This window comes from Mesobacillus sp. QJM3NY_10 (assembly GCF_056173465.1).
This window is the reverse complement of sequence record NZ_CM149675.1, coordinates 1,425,161-1,446,020: the sequence shown is the minus strand read 5'-3', so window position 1 is coordinate 1,446,020 and position 20,860 is coordinate 1,425,161. Positions and strand designations below refer to the sequence as shown.

At 41.1% G+C, this 20,860-nt stretch carries 18 protein-coding genes; 5 read left to right on the top strand and 13 right to left on the bottom strand.

Annotated features, from left to right (window positions below; all coding sequences use genetic code 11):
• Window positions 1-118: 118 nt before the first annotated feature.
• The gene (locus AC0VX7_RS07175; protein WP_475427266.1) at window positions 119-1,972 is read right to left on the bottom strand and encodes a monovalent cation:proton antiporter family protein; all 1,854 of its coding nucleotides are present in this window, start codon (window positions 1,970-1,972) and stop codon (window positions 119-121) included.
• Window positions 1,973-1,985: 13 nt separating this feature from the next.
• Window positions 1,986-3,311 (bottom strand): magnesium transporter, encoded by a 1,326-nt coding sequence (mgtE, locus tag AC0VX7_RS07170; RefSeq protein WP_475428102.1) that lies wholly within the window; start codon window positions 3,309-3,311, stop codon window positions 1,986-1,988.
• 278 nt (window positions 3,312-3,589) lie between these two features.
• Here mgtE and prpE point away from each other — a divergent pair, with 278 nt between their 5' ends.
• The gene (gene prpE / locus AC0VX7_RS07165) at window positions 3,590-4,330 is read left to right on the top strand and encodes a bis(5'-nucleosyl)-tetraphosphatase PrpE (RefSeq protein ID WP_475427265.1); all 741 of its coding nucleotides are present in this window, start codon (window positions 3,590-3,592) and stop codon (window positions 4,328-4,330) included.
• A 53-nt stretch (window positions 4,331-4,383) separates the two neighbouring features.
• Here the strand turns inward: prpE and AC0VX7_RS07160 are convergent, their stop codons facing one another.
• From AC0VX7_RS07160 to AC0VX7_RS07140, 5 genes are all read right to left on the bottom strand, one after another.
• A complete protein-coding gene (locus AC0VX7_RS07160) occupies window positions 4,384-5,538 on the bottom strand; it encodes a CAP domain-containing protein (RefSeq protein WP_475427264.1) in 1,155 nt (384 codons plus the stop codon).
• 336 nt (window positions 5,539-5,874) lie between these two features.
• Window positions 5,875-6,771: an RluA family pseudouridine synthase gene (locus tag AC0VX7_RS07155; RefSeq protein WP_475428101.1), complete on the bottom strand. Its 897-nt coding sequence runs from the start codon at window positions 6,769-6,771 to the stop codon at window positions 5,875-5,877.
• A 511-nt stretch (window positions 6,772-7,282) separates the two neighbouring features.
• Entirely contained in the window at window positions 7,283-8,083 is an 801-nt protein-coding gene (locus AC0VX7_RS07150) for an NAD kinase (protein WP_041968178.1), read from the bottom strand.
• Window positions 8,084-8,115: 32 nt separating this feature from the next.
• On the bottom strand, window positions 8,116-8,754 hold the full coding sequence (gene yjbM, locus AC0VX7_RS07145) for a GTP diphosphokinase (protein WP_215035081.1): 639 nt from the start codon (window positions 8,752-8,754) through the stop codon (window positions 8,116-8,118).
• Window positions 8,755-8,788: 34 nt separating this feature from the next.
• Entirely contained in the window at window positions 8,789-9,169 is a 381-nt protein-coding gene (locus tag AC0VX7_RS07140) for a UPF0738 family protein (protein WP_475427263.1), read from the bottom strand.
• A gap of 118 nt (window positions 9,170-9,287) precedes the next feature.
• Between AC0VX7_RS07140 and AC0VX7_RS07135 the strand changes: the two genes are divergently transcribed.
• The 4 genes from AC0VX7_RS07135 to AC0VX7_RS07120 all read left to right on the top strand — a co-directional run bounded on the left by AC0VX7_RS07135 (window position 9,288) and on the right by AC0VX7_RS07120 (window position 12,044).
• Window positions 9,288-9,875 (top strand): CYTH domain-containing protein, encoded by a 588-nt coding sequence (locus tag AC0VX7_RS07135; protein ID WP_475427262.1) that lies wholly within the window; start codon window positions 9,288-9,290, stop codon window positions 9,873-9,875.
• A gap of 19 nt (window positions 9,876-9,894) precedes the next feature.
• Complete coding sequence (locus tag AC0VX7_RS07130) at window positions 9,895-10,542, top strand: lytic transglycosylase domain-containing protein (RefSeq protein ID WP_475428100.1); 648 nt, start codon at window positions 9,895-9,897, stop codon at window positions 10,540-10,542.
• Between the two features lie 222 nt (window positions 10,543-10,764).
• A complete protein-coding gene (locus AC0VX7_RS07125; RefSeq protein WP_475427261.1) occupies window positions 10,765-11,166 on the top strand; it encodes a globin domain-containing protein in 402 nt (133 codons plus the stop codon).
• Window positions 11,163-12,044, top strand: coding sequence for a ClpXP adapter SpxH family protein (locus AC0VX7_RS07120; RefSeq protein ID WP_475427260.1), 882 nt, complete (start codon window positions 11,163-11,165; stop codon window positions 12,042-12,044). The genes AC0VX7_RS07125 and AC0VX7_RS07120 overlap by 4 nt, the downstream gene beginning before the upstream one ends.
• A 778-nt stretch (window positions 12,045-12,822) precedes the next feature.
• On the opposite strand, the gene pepF is transcribed toward AC0VX7_RS07120, so the two are convergent.
• From pepF to AC0VX7_RS07090, 6 genes are all read right to left on the bottom strand, one after another.
• A complete protein-coding gene (gene pepF / locus AC0VX7_RS07115) occupies window positions 12,823-14,640 on the bottom strand; it encodes an oligoendopeptidase F (RefSeq protein WP_475427259.1) in 1,818 nt (605 codons plus the stop codon).
• Between the two features lie 162 nt (window positions 14,641-14,802).
• The gene (locus tag AC0VX7_RS07110; protein ID WP_475427258.1) at window positions 14,803-16,011 is read right to left on the bottom strand and encodes a competence protein CoiA; all 1,209 of its coding nucleotides are present in this window, start codon (window positions 16,009-16,011) and stop codon (window positions 14,803-14,805) included.
• A 278-nt stretch (window positions 16,012-16,289) separates the two neighbouring features.
• Window positions 16,290-17,801: a cardiolipin synthase gene (gene cls, locus AC0VX7_RS07105; protein WP_475427257.1), complete on the bottom strand. Its 1,512-nt coding sequence runs from the start codon at window positions 17,799-17,801 to the stop codon at window positions 16,290-16,292.
• Window positions 17,802-17,942: 141 nt separating this feature from the next.
• Window positions 17,943-18,614 carry an adaptor protein MecA gene (gene mecA, locus AC0VX7_RS07100; protein ID WP_475427256.1) on the bottom strand — a complete coding sequence of 224 codons (672 nt, stop codon included), beginning with the start codon at window positions 18,612-18,614 and terminating at the stop codon, window positions 17,943-17,945.
• A gap of 684 nt (window positions 18,615-19,298) precedes the next feature.
• The gene (spxA, locus tag AC0VX7_RS07095) at window positions 19,299-19,694 is read right to left on the bottom strand and encodes a transcriptional regulator SpxA (protein WP_041968167.1); all 396 of its coding nucleotides are present in this window, start codon (window positions 19,692-19,694) and stop codon (window positions 19,299-19,301) included.
• A 435-nt stretch (window positions 19,695-20,129) separates the two neighbouring features.
• Window positions 20,130-20,699, bottom strand: a complete 570-nt coding sequence (locus AC0VX7_RS07090) for a GNAT family N-acetyltransferase (protein WP_041968166.1) — start codon at window positions 20,697-20,699, stop codon at window positions 20,130-20,132.
• Window positions 20,700-20,860 lie beyond the last annotated feature (161 nt).

Sequence of the window (20,860 nt, the reverse complement as noted above, 5' to 3'; positions counted from 1 at the left end):
CGCCGAGATGGCGGGTTTACTTTTAATTAGGCTGATTTCGTAAAGATTGTTGTTAAAGAAAATAGGTCATATCCTATTTTGTAGTCAAATAGCAACAAAGTTTGAGAAGAGCCTTTAATTAACACCAGAAACAGAATTCAAGCTCACGTTTCAGCTCATCAACATACTCTTTGGAGCCAGTCACAATCAAACGGTCATTCAGTCTTAATTCGGTATCTCCATGAGGCACGATTGATTCATTCTCACGCAAAATACGGACAAAGATGACATCCCCGGTGAATGGGAAGCGTCTTAGGGTCATGCCGTCAAAGTGATCATTAAGCATTCTGATTTCATGCAGGGAGTTTTCCTGATTGGTCAGGATGCTCATGACACCAGGCGATTCAATCATCGCACGCAGCAGGGATTCAGTTGAACGAAGGACCGAGAATACTTCAATCCCCTCTTCCTGTGCTTTTTCAGCAAGATCCGGACTTTCAATTCTGGCGATTACACGTTCAACACCATGCTCCTTCGCACTGACAGCAATCGTTGCATTCAGGTCAGGATCCCCGGTGGAGATGACAATGATGTCCGCCTTGTAAACTTCATGTTTATCTAATGTATCAATTTCATAATTCTCCATCTCAATGATTTCAAAAACAGAATCTGCAATTCGGTTATCCGCTTTTTCTTGTTTCGTATGAAAAAGAACCGGTTCGTACAAAGAAGACTGCAAGGCTCGGGAAACAGGAAGTGTCATCTGGTTTGCGCCAATGAAGACTACTTTTACTTTCTTCTCTTCGGCTTTTTCCTGCGGGAAGAGCTTTTTGAATAAAATTGGTGTCAGAACGCTGGAGATGACCGCAACAAGAATAAGTGTACCGCTCATTTCCGGAGTGATCATTTCCATTCTTTCACCTATTGTTGCGGCTGCGATGACTAGCGACAGTGTTGACGTCAGCAAAAATCCAGCTGCTAATACCGTTTTCGTATCATACCATTTTTTCAAGAGGTAGACTGGAATCAGCTTAGATAAGAATAACGCCAGCAGCAATAGCGGGATCAGCATCAGAAGCTTCTTATCGCTGAATAAGGCCCATATATCCAGATCAACCCCGACCATAACGAAAAATATCGGGATTAAAAATCCATAGCCAAATGAATCCAGTTTGTGGACCATTTCCTGGTCTGGTGCCAGAAGTGAAACAAGTACCCCGGCAAGGAACGCCCCAAGGATGTTTTCAGCACCAACCGTTTCAGAAATCGCCACTAACAGGATAATCAGTGCGAAAACTGCACGAGTACCTATTTGGGTTGTACCGGTGGAGAGAGCATTGATGAATGTACGGTTTTTAAAAACTTTTCCAACGAAATACAGAGCAACTCCAGCCGCGAACAAAAGGAGAAGCAGCCATGTGTTTCCTTCTCCGCCATCATAAAGAGAGACAAAGACAGCTAGCAGAATCATCGTTGCCAGATCCGCGATGACGGCCACCAATAAAATGATTTGACCGATATTGGTCTTCATTAAATGGGCGTCTTTTAGCGTAGGCACTACGACTCCAAGTGAAATTGTCGAAATAATCAGCGTCATTAAAAATACATTTTCGATAAAGCCGGCAAGTACAAATAAATAAGACAATCCTAACGAAGCAATGAAAATGCCCACAAAGATAATTGATGCCACTGCAAATGTATTAGGTTCCTTTTTCGGCACTGATTTATTCTTTTTGCCACTTGTAAATGCAGAAAAATCTATTTCCAATCCGCTCAGGAACATTAGGAACAGAAATCCTAATGTAGATAGAGTGCCAAGCCAGGCATCCTCATGGACAATATTGAAGCCGCTTTTACCTATGATTAAGCCCATAATGATTTCTGCGACTACAACCGGTATGATGTTCAATTTTAAACGATGAAGTAAAATAGGTGTTAAAAATGCGACAATGATGACAATCACTAGTGAAGTGATTGAAGCATGATGTTCCACCTTCATCCCTCCTTTATTTAGTAAGATAACTCATGAAAGCAGTAGCAATCCCGAAATAAATCAAGATGCTGATAATATCATTTATCGTAGTAATGAATGGTCCTGATGCCACAGCCGGGTCAATCTTAAGCCGGTGCATCAGCAAGGGCACAAGTGAACCTGCAAGTGTTGCAATAATTAGTGTAATAAAAATAGAGATGCCTACGAGGGCTCCCAGGAATAGTTCACCTTTCCAAAAATAGACAACGAATGTGATCAGGATCCCGCAAACTGCACCGGTAATAAATCCCGTTCCCGCTTCCCTTAGGATAATACTCCATTTGCTCTCTTTCTCAAGGTCCCCAGTTGCGATTCCCCTGACAGCCACAGCCAGTGCCTGTGTACCTGTATTACCTGCCATCCCGGCGATCAGAGGGATGAAAACAGCTAAAATAGCTACCTTATCCAATGTATCCTCAAATCTTCCAATAAGGCTGGCTGTGAACATGCCCAAAAATAGAAGGATGATCAACCACGGCAACCTCTTTTTGGCAGCCAAAAGTGGGTTTCGATCTATTGTATCAAGATCTGCGATACCAGCAAGCTTGGAATAGTCATCTGACGCTTCTTCTTCCATGACGTCCATGATGTCATCAACAGTGATGATCCCGAGGAGATGATTTTGGAAATCGACGACTGGAAGAGCGAGGAAATTATAATCTCTCATCATCCGGGCAACTTCTTCCTGGTCTTCCCCTACAGAAACGGAAACAACACGGTCATTCATTACCTCAGCGATCATTGTTTCATCATCCGCAACAATCAGGTCTCGCAGGGAGATAACACCAGCAAGCCTTTTATCCTCATCGACCACAAAAATATAATAAATCGTTTCAGCCTGTGGCGCTTCTTTTTTTAGAATATACATTGCCGACCTGACAGTCTGGTTGGCAGAAATCGCAATGAATTCTGTCGTCATGATACTACCGGCTGTGTATTCCTCATAATGCAGCAAGTCCTTGATTTCTTGTGCTGCTTCCTCATTCATGATCGTCAAATAACTGACAACCTGGTCTTTATCAAGCTCATTCAGCACATCGACCGCGTCATCAGCATACATATTTGATAGCATATCAGCCGCATAATTAGGATTCATTTGCGCGAGTACGTCTTTAAAATCTTCCTCATCTGATTCCAGGTTTTCGAATAAGTCGGCCATTTCTTCAGGTGACAGGAAGTTATACACTTTCGCGCGCTCTTCATCTTTCAGTTCACCGAAAAAAGCTGCCTGGTCGTACGGGTGCAGCTCTAAAAATTCCGCACGGAAATCATCAATTTTCTCAGAGTAAAGTGCTTCCATCAGCAGCTCTGTATTGATCTGCTGCTTAGATGCCTTGTCTTGCCGTTCTTCAGACATCCACCTTACCCCCTTTCCTTTATGTACATTTCATTATACTAGCATTTATTAATTTCTTTGTCTTTTATCTACTCTTTTTCAATTAAAATTAATTGGGCAATATATGTTAAGATGCCAGCTTGCTTGAGCCCGGCCTTTTCTCTTAGCTTTCCCTTTTTTGTTGTAAACTTGTCTTTTTTCCGATTTCTGTGGAGACTGATTAATTAAAGGAGGAATTCCCATTGAATCTTGATATAATAGGCGATATCCATGGCTGTTACCTTGAATTTGAAGAGCTCACCAAAAAACTAGGATACGACTGGAGCACCGGCCTTCCAGTTCATCCCGATGCACGTCACCTTGCTTTTGTCGGTGACCTGACTGACCGTGGACCAGAGTCATTAAAAACCGCAAATCTGGTTTGGGCATTAGTGGTGAATAAAAAATCCGCTTTCTATGTTCCCGGGAACCATTGCAATAAACTTTACCGCTACCTGTTAGGAAATAAAGTCCAGACGACCCATGGACTTGAGACAACTGTTGCGGAGTTTATGTCGTTGAATCCAGAGTTGAAAAATAAGTTCCGCGAAAAATTCCTTCACTTGTACGATTCTGCACCTTTATACCACGTCCTCGACCAGGGCCGACTTGTGATTGCCCACGCCGGGATCTGTGAAGAGTACATAGGGGAAAATAATTCTAAAGTAAAAACCTTTGTCCTTTATGGCGATATCACAGGACAGACCAATCCGGATGGAACCCCTGTAAGGCGTGATTGGGCAAAGAAGTATCAAGGAAAAGCAACTATAGTTTATGGGCATACACCCGTCAGAGAACCAAGAGTTCTCAATAATACGTACAATATCGATACAGGAGCTGTTTTTGGCGGCAATTTGACAGCCCTGCGTTATCCGGAGATGGAACTTGTATCCGTTCCCTCTACCATGGCATTTGTTCCGGAAAAATTCAGGGAAATAAACTAATACCCGGTATTGAAAAAGCTAACCATAGCAATGATGGTTAGCTTTTTTCTGCTTTATTTTCCAATAAACATTTGAGTCCAGTAGTTCCCCTGTGTTGTATGCCCAACTCCAATATGCGTGTAGTTAGGACTTAAAATATTCTTCCTGTGTCCTTCGCTGTTCATCCAAGCGTTTACGACTTCTTCTGCACTCGGCTGACCCATCGCAATGTTCTCGCCAGCAGTGTTATACGATACCCCAAAGTCCCTCATCATATCGAACGGAGAACCATAAGTAGGACTCGTATGCGAAAAGTAATTCTTTGCCTGCATATCATTAGATTTTTCTTGTGCTACATTGCTTAACGCTGTATCTGGTTGCAGGTTCGGTAATCCATTTTTCCTGCGCTGTTCGTTGGTCAGGTCAATGACTTTCGCTTCAAACGCACTGACCTCGGTACCAGAAGGAGTTGCTTTTTGCTCTGGAGCCGGTGCAGCTTCTTCTTGTGGAGCTGGTGCTGTTCTTTCTTGTGGTACCGGAGCTGCTTCTTGTTCAGGTGCTGGGGTTGCCCTTTCCTGTGGCACCGGTGCTGCTCCTTGTTCAGGAGCTGGTGTTGCCCTTTCCTGTGGTGCCGGGGCTGGCGCTTCCTGTTCAGGAGCTGGGGTTGCTCTCTCCTGTGGTGCCGGTGTTGGTGCTTCCTGTTCAGGAGCTGGGGTTGCTCTCTCCTGTGGTGCCGGTGCTGCTCCCTGTTCTGGTGAAGGAATTCCACCCCTATTCAATTCCGGAAGTTCTACACCTGTACGGCGCTGCAATTCCGCAAGCATTTTATCAAGGTCAGCTCGTTGTCCTTCTGTAAATGTCAATCTGCCCTGCTTGTTCATTTGTGTGTGGGGAAACTGAGAACTCGGAATGCCAGTACTGTAAGAGTTCGGGTCTATGGTAATATACCCATCAGGTGTCTGCATGATTTCACTCGTTGCATTTCCGCCTTTTTGATTAAGCCCATTCTCATTTGCATTTCTTTTCGTATTATTGATTTCTGCTCTACGCCTTTGCTGCTTAATTCTATTTGCGTCATTATCCCAATAACCTTCTTGGCCATTTCCAAGAGTGGTCATTCTATTGTCGCGTAAATCCAACGCTTCTTCATTATTGTTGTTGCAGGCTGCGAGACCTAATAACATAACAGCGGATACGGCAATTAATTTGCCGTGCTTATATATATTCAACGGATGTTTCCTCCTTCAAATTTTTCATTTATTACTTCCTTATGATTTGACGTATTGCACGGAAATATATAAAGAAAAATTTGAGAGAAATGGAACAAGAAAGCATTAGAGCCGGATTAAGAAAGACATAAATAGTTATTTACGCAATAAAAAAAGCGCAAGCGCCTTGGTCAGCCCCGACAAGCGCTGGAGGGCCTGACAGTGAAGTCGTTCTTTGACTTCATTGGCAGGACCGAAGCGACTCGAGGGGCTAGGCGCTGGAGCTGGACAATTCTCGAAGTGAAAATTTTATACTTTCTTATCCAATAAAAAAGGCAAATCGTTTTTTTATAACGATCAGCCTTTTTCAAGCACTGCATTTATATCCGTTGGAAGGCTTGCATTAAATTTCAATTCTTTGTGCGATAATGGGTGGACAAACCTTAGTTCGCAGCAATGCAACGCTTGTCTTGATATTGTATTTTTATTTCCGCCATATAAAGTATCCCCGAGCAGAGGATGACCTAAATAACTCATATGCACTCTGATTTGGTGTGTTCTGCCCGTCAATAGCCTTAAGATAATATGGGTAAAATCTCCATATCTTTTTACAACTTCGAATAATGTACAAGCATACTGACCATCGGGATGTACTTCACGCTCAATGATGCTGTCCTGTTTCCTGGCAATCGGTTCTTCGATACTACCTTCATCCACATCAATAATACCTTCGGCAATTGCTTCATACTTTCGCTTAACATCGCCACTACGCTGCTGCTTGCTGAATAAATGATGGACATGGCTGTGCTTTGCAATCAATACTAGTCCGGAAGTATCCCTATCAAGCCTCGTGACAATATGGGTTGTTGCGGATAGGCCACTACGTTCATAATACCCGATAAGTGCGCTAGCCAGGCTGCCGTAAGGGTGTTCCCTCGAAGGAATCGTATTCATTCCCGCTGGCTTATTGACCACCAGTAAATGCTCATCCTCATACAAAATCTCAAGTGGGATTTCCTCACCCTTCAATCCCTCAGAAGGAACTTCAGGAGGAAACCCCACTCTGACAAAATCCCCGCTTTTCAGTATGTACCTGACATTTACCTCATGGCCGTTTACTGAAATAAAACCACCCTTGAACTTTATATCGGTAAGCGCCGACTTGGAGATTTTTTTCTCCTTGAGATATTCCCTTAGCAATTTACCCTGATCAGCAGCCCCGGCTGTATATTCCAGTGTGAAGTTCTTTCCCATATAAGCGGCTCCTGTCTGCAACGTTTCTAATACCATTGTTTTTTGGCAAAAAGCCTTTATCGATTGGTTTTTGTTCAATGAATGATAACCAATAACTGTTTCTTGGACATACTGATCGCAATCTGCCTGCGAAATGTCCATTAAACCTTGTTTATTAGACATTTTGAACGCGCTATGACCCTTAGATGTCCATTAAACCCTGTATATTAGACATTTTGAGCAATACATGACCCTGAAATGTCCATTAACCCTTGTTTATTAGACATTTTGAGCGCGACATGTCCCCGAAATGTCCATTAAACCTTGTTTATTAGACATTTTGAGCAAGACATGTCCCCGAAAATGTCCATTAAACCTTGTTTATTAGACATTTTGAGCAAGACATGTCCCCGAAATGTCCATTAAATCTTGTTTATTAAACATTTTGAACGCGCTAGGCCCCGAAATGTCCATTAAACATCTCTCCCTGGACAGTCTGTCTGTGGTCTGTCCTTAAAATAAAACTACCTTCTTAATCGCTGTCTGAAATAAACGAATCGTGTACCCTTTTCCAGAACGGGAACGGCCTGAAGCGGGCGAATCGGATTTTTTCATCTGCAACCCGGAATTGAATTGACTTAACGTCCTTATGCAATAGTGTCAAATGATCAACAGTTACCTGGAAGTCAGGTCTATTAACTGGTTTTAGTGTACATGTATGATGGTCGGGAAGGATCAACGGTGATCCCACTGTCCTGAACACACGATTGTTGATGGATGCCATTTCCGCAACTTGGATAGCCCTTAGTGACGGGTGCAGGATGGCACCGCCCAATGCTTTATTGTAGGCTGTGCTTCCAGATGGCGTGGAAACGCACAAACCATCTCCGCGGAAGCGTTCAAAATGCTGGCCTCTAATCTCAACATCCATTACAAGGGTGCCCTCAACAGATTTGACGGTTGATTCATTCAGGGCAAGATACCTTGTTTCTCTGCCGCCATGCTGGTATCTGATGATTACCTCCAGCAGCGGATATTCAATCACCTGGTATGGTGTTTTGGCTACGGCAATGACCAGCTTTTCAATTTCTTCAGGAACCCAGTCGGCATAAAAGCCAAGGTGCCCGGTATGTACTCCAATGAATGCTGTTTTGTCCAGCCTGCTCGCGTATCGATGGAAGGCATACAGAAGCGTGCCATCTCCTCCCACGGAGATACAAATATCGGGCTGGTCTTCATCATATTGTAAATCAAAGTCCAAAAGATATGTCCTCATTTTATGCATCAACGTATTGGACCTGGAATCCCCTTTTGAAGTGATCGCAAATTTCATGTAATCAAACACCCCTGCATTTCGGATTTAAACTACTTCTTCCCATCCTGCTGCATTTCTTTTTTCCTTGTAAAAAAAGCCTGTGCATCCTGGATTTCTCCTCTGATTGTCGACATTTCTTCATCAAGCCGGAATGCGGCCTCGGCTGCTCTCTGCAGCCTGATCTTTATGTCTTCAGGAAAAAGTCCTTTGTATTTATAATTCAGCGAATGCTCCACTGTTGCCCAGAAATTCATTGCCAATGTTCTGATCTGGATTTCTGCCAGTATATTTCTTTCACCGCGGATTGTCTGCACTGGATAACGGATCACGACATGATAGGAGCGGTAGCCGCTCGCTTTCTTATGGGAGATATAATCCCTCTCCTCGATAATCTCAAAATCATTCCGGCTTCTCAATTGTTCGACGACTGTCTTGATGTCATCGACAAACTGGCACATGATCCTCAGTCCGGCAATATCCTGCATTTCTGTATCAAGCTTATCGAGTGAAATTCCTTTCTGATGCGCTTTATCAAGAATACTCGCAATAGGCTTTACCCTTCCAGTAACGAATTCAATCGGCGAATGGTCGGAATGGAGCTCATATTGGCTCCTGATTCCCTTTAGCTTTACCTTCAATTCTTCAACAGCGTGCTTATAAGGTTCTAAAAATTGATCCCAGTGTTTCACATCAGTCACCTCATCCGGTTCTATTCACAAAAGCCTAAGCGGAGGGTGCAGCAAAAACCTGTTCCACTTTCGCAACCATTCCCTCTCCATAGTTGCTGTTGCCCGTTATATTTGCAATCAAATATTCCATTTCACTGTGGAAGGCTTCCAGTTTTAGTTTGCCTTCATTATTTGTTAAATAAGTTTCTAGTCCAGCCTGGAGACCTTCCTGAATAACACTCCAAGTACTCTCAGGAATGGTGACATAATGATATCCATCTTCTTTATCAATAATATAGATAAAGGATAATTGATCGGAATCAACAAGCATTTGCCCTGTTGCGGCAAAATCTCCGAGTTCAGTCTCTGTGTTTGTAGATAGAAGCAACTCATTATTTTTTATTTTTGCATCGGTAATTAAAATTTTTTGGCTCATTTCTTCAACCTCCATAATCTTTTTTATTTTATCATATCGAATCATTTTCTACTAAGGATTGAAGCCAACCTGATTTAACGAGATAATAAGGAGAGCTTGTTGGAAAGGGCGGATAGATGTGAGCCAGAATATCGAAATTGAATTCAAGAATATGCTGACAGAGGAAGAATTCCACTTCCTTGAACAATACTTCAAAATAGAGCCGGAGCATTTCAAAAAACAGATTAATCATTATTTTGATACAAATTCCTTCACCTTGAAAGACCATGGTTCTGCATTAAGAATCAGGGAAAAAGGGTCCAAGTTTGAAATGACTTTAAAGCAGCCTGCCGAAACAGGGTTGCTAGAAACGAATCAGATGCTCACGACTGGCCAGGCTGAGGAAGCCTTGTCATCAGGAAAGCTGCCAGAAGGTGAAGTAAAAGACGCTGTTGTGAAATTAATTAAAGATACAGAGCCATTGCAATACTTCGGGTCGCTCACAACCGTGCGCGCCGAGGTTGAGTACAAAGAAGGATTGCTTGTACTGGACCATAGTTACTATTTAAATACAGAAGATTATGAGCTAGAATATGAAGTGTTGAATGAATCAGAAGGGTATCAGATCTTCTCCAAGTTATTGGAAGAACTTAAAATCCCGGTTAGACCGACCGATAATAAAATTAAACGGTTTTACGCTACTAAATATAATCTATTACAAGAATAGACCAGGCAGGAGAATCATGATGAATGTTGACCAGTTAAAAGTCATGCTTGAATTGCAGGCGCTCCAAAACTTCAACCAGCCGACTACCAGCCAATCAGGTAACAGCCTTTTTCAGGAAATGCTTTCCGGAATCCTCAGTGACCAAAGCAATGCTCTGGGTGCCACTGCAACAAGACTTGAAGAGTTATTTAACAACGTGCAAACAACGGTTGACTCTTTCGATTTAGCAAAACCAAACATTGGACAAATGCTTCCTCCTATTCAACTGACGAAAGTGGCGGCCAAAAATAATGGTGATTTTGATGGTATCATTGATAAGGCTTCAGCTATGTTTAATATTCCAGCCAAATTAATTAAGTCTGTCATTCAAAAGGAATCGAGTTTCAATCCAAATGCCGTGAGCCATGCCGGTGCGTCAGGGCTGATGCAATTGATGCCTGCGACAGCAAGAGGTCTCGGCGTTAAAAATGTATTTGATCCAGCGGAAAATATTCTCGCAGGGACTAAATACCTTCGTCAAATGCTGGACAAGTATGATAATAATATAGAGCTTGCGCTTGCAGCATATAATGCTGGACCAGGAAATGTAGACAAATATGGGGGAATCCCTCCATTCAAAGAAACTCAAAACTATGTACAGAAAGTCACGGATGTCTTTTACGGATAAAGAAGAGCGTTAGAAGGAGAATATTCCCATATGTTTTAGCCGCCTGTCAGTGGTAACAGGCGGCCTTTTTGTGTACATTAGTAAAGCAATCATTAAAAAAGACAGTTTTTATAGAACTCAAGACGATTTATTTGAGATATAAATTTAGCATTGCTACAATAAAAAGCATAACTATCAAAGCAGAATGAAATTTCTAAAATTTATTTTAAAGGAGTTATCAATATGGTTGAGAATAAGACCTTACCATTCGAAGCCATTGGCGAAGGGACACTTCACCGGCTGGTCGATGCTTTTTACCACCGCGTTGGAATGCATCCTGATCTTGCTCCTATATTCCCGGATGATTTAACTGAAACTGCCCGAAAACAAAAGCAGTTTTTAACTCAATATTTAGGAGGCCCTCCCTTATATACTAATGAACATGGCCATCCAATGCTCCGCGCAAGACATTTGCCATTCGAAATCACACCGGTGAGGGCTACAGCCTGGCTTGCCTGTATGGCTGAAGCCATGGATGACGTGGGGCTTGAAGGACCTGTAAGGGAAGACTTTTATGCAAGACTATACCTGACCGCCCAGCATATGATCAATACACCAGATGATGAAACTGGTGATAACACATGAAACTGAGTCGGGAAAACCTTTTGAGCTATGACCCATCGGAATTTTGCCATAGCTTGGATAAAAAACCTATCGAAATTTATATGTTTGTCGACCCGCTCTGTCCGGAATGCTGGGCACTCGAACCAATCATCAAAAAGCTACAAATCGAATACGGCAAGTATTTTTCCATTCGCCATGTTTTAAGCGGCAAACTGGCCACACTGAACATGAGCAGAAAAAAACGTTACGAAACGATCGCCGAGCTTTGGGAAAAAACAGCAAGCAGAACAGGAATGTCTTGTGACGGATCGCTGTGGTTTGAAAACCCTGTGTCATCCCCGTATTTAGCATCGATTGCCATAAAATCAGCTGAGCTTCAGGGGAGAAAGAAAGGTATCAGGTTCCTGCGCAAGCTTCAGGAAGTGCTATTTCTTGAAAAACAGAATGTCTCGAACTTCGAGGTGCTAAAAAACTGCGCGAGGAGCGTAGGATTGGACGTAGAGGAATTCGTAACCGATATTCATTCTGAAACAGCAGCAAAAGCATTTCAGTGCGATTTAAAAATTACGAATGAAATGGATGTCCAGGAAATCCCGACTTTCGTCTTTTTTAACGCAAATGTTGAAGAGGAAGGCATTAAGATTACCGGACTTTATCCATATGAGGTATACGTCCAGATTCTCGAAGAAATGCTGCAGGAAAAACCAGAAGCGGCCCATCCGCCGATGCTCGAACAGTTTCTGAAGCAATACAAAATGGTAGCCTCCAAGGAAGTAGCCGTTGTATATAACATAACTGTCCAACAGGCAGAGAAGGAATTAAAGAAATTAATGTTAAAGCAACAAGTCGAACAAATCCCCGCTAAATATGGGGTGTTTTGGCGATATGTTGAAGGATGACCGTGCATTTGCGCGGTTTTTTTATTTGGGTTAGTGCCGATGCTCCACTAGCTTGGGCTATCGAACCTTAAAAAGTACATTGTTAGGAAACCTTGGAATCAAAAGCAGGTTGGTCGAATTAATTGGAAAAGTGGTCGAATAAATTAAAAATTCGCCAATATATTTCGGAATTTGGTCGAATTAATTAAAAATTCGCCAATATATTTCAGAATGTGGTCGAATAAATTAAAAAATCTTTGAAATATGGTAGATTTATTTATCTTTCATCACTTCTTCTAGTGGTTTTCAACAGCACTGCACAGAAAAAGGCCTTGCAGCTCTCCAACTGCAAGGCCTTTTCTCTATTTTATACGAACAAAGGGGATGGGAGAAATTTTTCACGGTCAAACAAAGGGGTAAATGTTTGCTTGTGATCAACTTCACGCCATAAATATATCATATCCATGCTCCCTATCACAATAACATTGTGTGTTATTTCACAATATTGTCAAATACATTCATGAATGCCTGGACTGAAGCATATAAATGAACTATAAAGCGATTCGGAGTGATTCAATTGGATAAACTAGGTCTTTCCCTTATTACTCTGTTCATAGTTTTTTCATTTACCCTTCATATTTTAGGATTAATGCATCTCCTGCCCTTGTATCTAACATCTCCTATTCTATTTATAGCCTTATTTATTTTACTGATATATTTAAATAACCGGAAAAAGTTCAAAGGATTCTAAACCTTTAACCTAAAAACCGGCCGCAGATTTTTGCGGCCGGTTTGTTTTTTATGAAAGCAATGCTTCCATTTCGTTGAGTTTTTCTTCGAAGACCTTCAATGCTTCTTCGATTGGTTTAGAGCTTGTCATATCGACGCCTGCTTTTTTCAGTACTTCGATTGGATAATCTGAGCTGCCTGATTTCAAGAAATCAATATAGCGTTCAACGGCCGGCTGCCCCTCTTCAAGGATTTGTTTGCTCAGCGCTGTTGCCGCACTGAAGCCAGTCGCATACTGGTATACATAATAATTGTAGTAGAAATGCGGGATCCTTGACCATTCAAGTCCGATTTCTTCATCGATCATGATATCCTCTTCACCGAAATACTTTTTATTCAGCTCGTAGTAATCTTTTGTCAATGAATCAGCTGTTAACGCCTCGTTATTCTGTGCCTTTTGGTGAATCATATGTTCAAATTCAGCAAACATAGTCTGTCTGAATACTGTTCCCCTGAAGCCTTCGAGGTAATGATTCAAAAGATACAGTCGCTTCTGCTCATCATCAATTGTCTTTAGCATATAGTCATTCAACAACGCTTCATTGCAGGTAGACGCCACTTCAGCAACGAAAATAGAGTAGTTACCGTAAGGATATGGCTGTGTCTTCCTAGTATAGTAGCTGTGCACGGAATGGCCAAACTCGTGAGCCAGCGTAAACAAGTTATTAACATTGTCCTGCCAGTTCATCAGGATATATGGATTAGTGCCATACGTCCCTGAAGAATAAGCTCCGCTTCGCTTTCCTTTATTCTCATAAACATCCACCCAGCGATTTTCAAATCCTTCTTTTAGGATATTGTTATATTCATCTCCAAGAGGCGCTAAACCTTTTAGGACATATTCCTTTGCTTCACCATAAGGAATCTCCATTTTCACATCCTTAACAAGCGGTGTGAAAAGATCATACATATGAAGCTTTTCCAGACCCAATACCTTTCTGCGAAGCTTGACATATCTGTGCAGCAGGTGCAGGTTGTCATTTACCGTATTTACAAGGTTTTCATAGACACTCTCAGGAATATTGTTTGCTGCAAGCGCGGCATGTCTAGCAGAGTCATATTTGCGAATCCTTGCATTGAAATTATCCTTTTTGACATTTCCGCTCAATGTGCTGGAAAAGGTATTTTTAAAGCTGCCATATGTTTTGTACACAGATTTGAAAGCATCTTCCCGAACCCTGCGATCTTCGCTTTCAAGGAAACGGATATAGCGGCCATGCGTGATTTCCACTTCTTCTCCGTTCTCGTCCTTTATTGAAGGGAATTCTAAATCAGCGTTGTTCAGCATTCCAAATGTATTCGAAGGTGAGCTCATAACCTCTGAAGCTTGAGCAAGAAGCGCTTCCTCTTCAGCGGATAGCACATGCGGACGCTGAAGATTGATTTCCTCCAATGCATGCTCATAAAGCTTCAATTCTTCTTTTTCATTCAAGAAGCCTTTGATTTTCTCTTCATCAACAGCCAGGATTTCCGGCACGATGAAGGCAAGTGCGCTTGCTGCTTGGGAATATAGATTCTTGATGCGGTCATCAAGCCCCTGATAAAAGGAATTCGTTGTATCCTGGTCATAGCGCATATGCGCGTATGTATAAAGTCGTCCTAGACGCTCAAGCAATTTATCCTGCAACTGGAGTGCACTATAAAGTTGTTCAGCACTTTCACCAAGCTTGCCTTGATACTCCTGAACAGAAGGAATCAATCCTTTAACTTCATTGAATTCTTTTTCCCATTGCTCATCGACCGCAAAAATATCTTCAAGTCTCCACGTATTTTCTGTGGAAACCTCTTCCCTTGCCGGTAATTTCTTTACTGTAGATTCGTTTGACATATGGATCCTCCTTACAACATTTCGGAATTCGAAAAACTTTTCTAGTAACATATATTCGATAATGGTTTCTTATTTCCTTCTATAAAATTAAATAAGGAAAAAGTTTTTCTTTTTCAAGAGTTTGCATTCTAACTACCCTATTTTACGCAGTTATATCACATTTCATGTTAGTGGGAATATTGATTGTGTAATTTCATTTCGGTACTTGGTGAAAAATTTGGCTTCTGCTTTGATTTGTTCGTCAATTGAATCTGGAATAATGATTTCCCGGAGTACTCTCACTGTACCTGAATTGATTCTTTCCAAGAATGATACCTTTGTCAAAAGAAATACATATTCAGCAAGAGCGTACCAATGGTCTCTTTGCCCAGCAACAGGCAGAGTTCGAAGCTTGATTTCTTTCCTTCTTATTCGTCTATCAAAGGCATCCCGGATTTTCGCATAAATTATTATGTCCCCCTTTTGATAATGCCGGAATACATCGAGGTATAAGAATGTCTGCCATATGAGTGAAGGTGTTTCAATATAGGGGCTCGAGCGGACAGGAAGGCCAATTTCGGATGGAAGTGTAAGAAGGCTTAGATGATTGCGATAAAGTTCTTTCAGAAATGGATTTTGCCATGCTCCTGGGGAAGTTAAGTAGCGGGATTTCAGTTTTTGATTTTCAGCTTGCCAAGTCTTCAATATGGGGAATGGCTTATCGATTGGGCTCAGTAGGTCCTCTATTGAATACTGATTAAGTGAGTTCACTATAAGATTCGTGATTGTCTTTTTGGAAGTGATTGGAATGGCTCCATTCAGATTGATGAATTGCCCTGAAATCGGACAAAAAGCCGGGATATTCCAGGAGCGCCTTGTCTGTCTAATGAAGAGATAGAGGAAGTTATTGATTGATACAATATTATCTTTCTTGCGCTTAACCAATGTCTCTGCAGCAAACCAAATTGGAATTACACCATAATGCAAATAAGTTTTGGTCCTTTTTTCAAAAATCTCTTCAGGTATAACTGAACATTGGAATTCAATCGCATATTTTTGGTTTTGCAACTCGAAAGTAATGTCGGGTTTCTGCTTCATATGTTGGTCAAATTGCTCAAGTTCAGCATTGATCCCTTGCTTTTTCAGCCAATTGAAGAGCTGAAGCTTTCCAGAAAGATGATATTCAGATTCACGATCATACTCATGTTGGCAGCTGCCTCCCGCCAAATGAGAAAAGTGCCAAATCTTCTTGCTCCCCAGTTTCATAACCACCTCTTCACCACACTCCGGACAGTGAAACTTTTCCGTCGACCTGATGTCTACTAATTCGCTTCTCTCCCACCTTTCACCCAGTGATAACCTTTCACCATCGCTTTTAATTGCAACTAGCAAAATCTATTCGCCTCCTTTCATCATGAATATTCGAGGACAGTCTGATAATACCTTCTTAAGAGAAAAAGGTTTTAAAAACGTTCACAAATATAAGAAAAGCGCAAGCGCCTTGTTCAGCCCCGACAAGCGCTGGAGGGCCGACCAGTGAAGTCGTTCTTTGACTTCATTGGGCGGACCGAAGCGACTCGAGGGGCTAGGCGCTGAAGCTAGACAATTCTCGAAGTGGAAATTTATTCTTTCTTATCTGGTAAAAACAACCCGGATCTGCATCCGGGCAACTAAAGCATCGGTGACAACAGTCTCGAAGTGGATTCGAGAAGTCTGTAACCTATGTGGCGTTTACTGAAATCGTCCATGACTATTTCTGTTGAGTCGAGTACATCGTTTTCATATTCTTTAACAAGTTTGGCAGTGCTGCTAGTTTTGTAAAGGAAGGCGTTGACTTCGAAATTTAAGTGGAAGCTTCTCATATCCATATTGGATGTACCGATGGAAGCAAGCTCACCATCGACGATGACGATTTTGCTGTGCATGAAGCCCTTTTCGTATTCATAAATCTTTGCACCTGCTTCGAGCAGTTCGGGAAAATACGATCTCGAAGCAAAGAACACGATTTTTTTATCTGGCCGCTTTGGCACAAGGAGCCTGACATCCAGGCCACTTAGTGCCGCAACTTTTATTGCGCTGAAAATGTCTTCATCAGGAATGAAATAAGGCGACGCAATCCAAACCGACTTATCAGCTGAGGAAATCATTGAAAAAAAGATATTTTTGATGACACTCCATTCATTGTCAGGTCCTCCGGCAATCATTTGAACCCCACCATGAGTGTTAGCCTGCAGGGCTGGCGAGAGATAATCCGACGTCAAAAAGCTTTTGTTCGTCATGTAATACCAATCTTGCAGGAAGATCAGCTGCAGGCTGCGAACAGCTTCCCCTCGAGCCATTAGATGAGTGTCACGCCAAAAACCGAATCCTTTGTCCCTGCCAAGGTATTCATCACCGATATTCAGGCCTCCAACAAAGCCAACAGTCCCATCAATGACAATGATTTTCCTATGATTCCTGAAATTAAATTTACTGTTCAGGAACGGCAAGCGGACAGGACCAAATTCAACCACTTCTACCCCTGCTTCACTCAAGTCAGAAATATACTCTTTCGAGAGCTTCCAGGAACCAACGGAATCAAATAAAAACCTGACCTTTACACCTTTTCTTGCTTTGCTGATCAAAACTTCCTTAATTTCTTCACCAATTTTATCATGTCGGACAATGTAATATTCCATATGAATATGGTGGGTAGCTTTTTTTAGCTCTTCAAGAATATGGCTAAATGTCTCATCACCATTTGTCAGCACCTTTGTGGAGGTAGCAAAGGAGATAGGACTGTTCCCGAGCTTCTGGGCAAGGGTAAATAAGCGGCGATGGTCCTCTTCCATATCGAGCATCCTCGCCTTGTTGACCCTTTCAGAGTCCCCTTCGATTTTTGAAAAAGCTTTTTTATCGAGGAAGTATTTGCGCCGGAACATCTTTTCCTTGCGTTTATTCCTGCCGAATAAAAGATAAAAAATAAAACCAACAACCGGAAAGCCGCCAAGCACGACAATCCAGGTTAATGTCTGGGCTGGATGACGATTCTCAAGGAATATCACAAAGCTGATGAAGATGACAGTAAGAGACATAAATATACTGATATACCCAAGATAAACTGCATCAAGTTTTTCATAAAACAAATAATAAATGCCGGCAAGAATTAATAAAAAAGTTAAGATGCGCACTGTGTTTTTCATTGTTACCACCTGTTTTCTCTCTCTGAATTATTCCTGCAACCAGAAATAGGAACTTTAGATATATATACGTTTCTATTAAGTGAAGAGATTCATACAAATTATATCAAAAAAGCCGATTTCATCTCTGAAATCGGCCTGCAATCATGAAAAATGCTTTCTTATGACACTAAACACGTCTTCTTCGATAATCTTATTACCGTATTCATCAAGTCGGTGAATCGTTACTGTCGACTCCTGCCCATACTCTAGAAGAACGCTTAGTATATTGTCAATTTCTTCTTCATCCTCAAAATCTTGCTCAGGAAACTCAATGTATAAATAATACTTGTCATCATAGCTGTACAAGCTTGTTTTGACTTTGTCTACTCCCGGGCGTTTCGAGAGTGAGATGACATCTTCGAAATCCTTGAAATACAGCAGGAATTCTAAATCATCCTCGAAGGCTGGATCAGCATCTTCAATTCCTTTTGGATTGAATTGGTGGTCAAGCAGCTCTTCGATTCGTTCATCGACTGGCAGATCCTTCAGTTTATCGTTTGGAAGCGGCAGTTCGAACTTAGGACCGTCCTTCGATAGCTGAGCCTTTGTAACTAAAACCTCCAGACCTTTTTCCAGGGCCTGAACCTGTATCCATAAAGGACCTTCAACGGCAAACTCTTCCTCGGCATGCACTTCATCCATCATTTCCCAGAAAAGTTCTTCACTGCGATCACGGTTATACCAGATTTCCTCCCGGTCAAACCCGCGCTCTTCTATGTCCATATATGAAATATAGAACTTAACCGTATTTTCATTAATACGCTCGATTTCCATTCGCTTTCTCTCCCTTCCAGGCAAAGATTTGAAGGGACTAAATACCCCCAAAAAAGCAGTTGGTCTTTATCGTTTACCCTTAATAAATAAGCCTAAATCACCTTGATTTACAAAGGGACTGTGTAAATAGAAATAAACGATCTTGTACTTTTATTTTATGTTATATTAAGCCATTTTGGAAACAAAATATACACCCATTTTTTATTAAGGCTGTTTTCGTAAAGATTGTTGTTAAAATCCTAAAGCCGATTTTAACGTAACAAATACCTATTTTACAGGTCGGAATTAAGTTTGCAGGCGCTTTTCTCTTAAAAGAAGTGTCAACTTTATGAAGGAATATAGATAATTCAATCCAGTTTTTGTATTCATTAGCAACAAAGTTTGAGAAAAGGGCCTTTTTAAAAGGTTAATGTATGATTTTGTCTGGATCGACTTACTGTTGATTAGGCTGCTGTAAAGGCGCGAATGCGCTGCCTTTTTCGCAGGATTCTCTCCCCTTCAGCTACCATCAGCCAAGTTACCCCAAAACTTATTGGTTTTTAACATACTATAAATTTTAAAGTATTCTTTATATTTTAGCAGAACTGCACCTATATTTCAATTTGTCTGCACTGCCATGCGGCTATAGGATATGTTCTTTCATAGAAAATAAAAAGCCCCCAAAAGGGAGCTTGTTTGGTATGTTTAATTGACTAAACGCTGAGCCTCACGCAACTGGAATGTACGCACTCTGCGCGGCAGGAATCGTCTGATTTCGTCTTCATTGTATCCAACCTGCAGGCGCTTTTCATCAATGATGATCGGACGGCGAAGCAAGCCAGGGTTTTCTTTGATAACCTCGAACAGTTCCTGTAGAGGCATGGTTTCCAAATTCACATCAAGCTTTTGGAAAGTCTTCGAGCGGGTAGAAATAATTTCATCCGTTCCATCTTCGGTCATTCGAAGAATTTCCTTTATTTCATCAATAGATAATGGCTCTGAGAATATGTTTCTTTCAGTATATGGAATCTCATGTTCTTCAAGCCATGATTTTGCCTTTCTGCAAGAGGTACAACTTGGTGAAGTGTATAAAGTGACCATTGGTAATTCACACTCCCTTAGATTTACTTATATTATTTGCTTTAAATGAGCTTTCATTTCTTAAATAATAATAAGTTTTATTTTATAATTCATATTGTTTATTATACACTATGGATTTAATAAAAGGTATCCCTTTTCATAATTTATTCCGGGTATTTATGTAAGGATATTTTTGCCCTTCTCTATATATAACGAACGAAATAGAAAAAAGTTTCAATATAATTTATATTTTTCATCACCCTCTGATCTAAATCTATATAAATATTCGTACAATTCTACTTGTTTGTGTCCGTTATACTTTCATTTTCATAATTTAATTATATTTACCCGCTTGTAAAAGACTTAAACCTTTTTATCTAAAAAAAGTTATATTCTCATTTAATTGAGCAAAAATGAAAACGCAACCATGTTAAAAACACTGGTTGCGCTCTTGACTTAGATATCCTGTAGCAAATCCTCACGTTTATCTTCCACAGTTAAGACTTCCTCAACTGGCTGGTAGGATTCTCCGTAAAACTTTTTGTCTTTATAAGTATGAATCATATTGTAGGTCTTCTTCATCGACTCATAAACTAAATCCTCTGAAGCCTCATCTGGAGACCAGTAAAGGATTTCCATCTCATTGATTTCCTTCGTCGCTAGCGACCGACGTCTGTAACCAATCGTCCTTGCATGCTCGAAGCCTTCCCGTTTGTAAAAACGAAGACGTTTCTCCGTATCTGTGTCCTCATAGTTAACTGGTTCAACTTCAAGGATAATCGGTTTGCCCTTTTCCTTCAGCTTCTCAATCAGCTTATGGCCTAGTCCCTGACCTCGTGTCGTCTTAGAGACGAAAAGGTAATCGATGAAAACAAAATCATCTGTTTCAACGTACATGAGGACATGTCCGGGACCTTCATCCTTATGGTAAATCTCTGGTCTTTCCTTTAAAAGTGTTTCCATATGTTCCTTTGACTTCATTTCCTCAATCGGGAAATACTGATTTAATTTCTCATACCAATGCATTGCTTATCTCCTTTTTATTTTTATTCCTTCCTGATAAGCACCCAGCTTTTCTTATATAATCATGATCATAATACTTGTATTATTTTTTCTTTATAAAGTTCTTTTAATACACCGGCAATTCTTTTAAAATAAAGATGTACGGGGATCATGAATTATATTTA

Bases quoted from the DNA above. Each gene is read 5' to 3' on its own strand.
- pepF (WP_475427259.1), bottom strand. From the start codon at position 14,640: ATGTCAAACGAATCTACAGTAAAGAAATTACCGGCAAGGGAAGAGGTT.
- mecA (WP_475427256.1), bottom strand. From the start codon at position 18,614: ATGGAAATCGAGCGTATTAATGAAAATACGGTTAAGTTCTATATTTCA.
- AC0VX7_RS07140 (WP_475427263.1), bottom strand. From the start codon at position 9,169: ATGAGCCAAAAAATTTTAATTACCGATGCAAAAATAAAAAATAATGAG.
- mgtE (WP_475428102.1), bottom strand. From the start codon at position 3,311: ATGGAAGCACTTTACTCTGAGAAAATTGATGATTTCCGTGCGGAATTT.
- cls (WP_475427257.1), bottom strand. From the start codon at position 17,801: ATGAAAAACACAGTGCGCATCTTAACTTTTTTATTAATTCTTGCCGGC.
- AC0VX7_RS07150 (WP_041968178.1), bottom strand. From the start codon at position 8,083: ATGAAATTTGCGATCACTTCAAAAGGGGATTCCAGGTCCAATACGTTG.
- AC0VX7_RS07155 (WP_475428101.1), bottom strand. From the start codon at position 6,771: ATGGGAAAGAACTTCACACTGGAATATACAGCCGGGGCTGCTGATCAG.
- AC0VX7_RS07090 (WP_041968166.1), bottom strand. From the start codon at position 20,699: ATGCATTGGTATGAGAAATTAAATCAGTATTTCCCGATTGAGGAAATG.
- AC0VX7_RS07130 (WP_475428100.1), top strand. From the start codon at position 9,895: ATGAATGTTGACCAGTTAAAAGTCATGCTTGAATTGCAGGCGCTCCAA.
- AC0VX7_RS07120 (WP_475427260.1), top strand. From the start codon at position 11,163: ATGAAACTGAGTCGGGAAAACCTTTTGAGCTATGACCCATCGGAATTT.
- AC0VX7_RS07125 (WP_475427261.1), top strand. From the start codon at position 10,765: ATGGTTGAGAATAAGACCTTACCATTCGAAGCCATTGGCGAAGGGACA.
- spxA (WP_041968167.1), bottom strand. From the start codon at position 19,694: ATGGTCACTTTATACACTTCACCAAGTTGTACCTCTTGCAGAAAGGCA.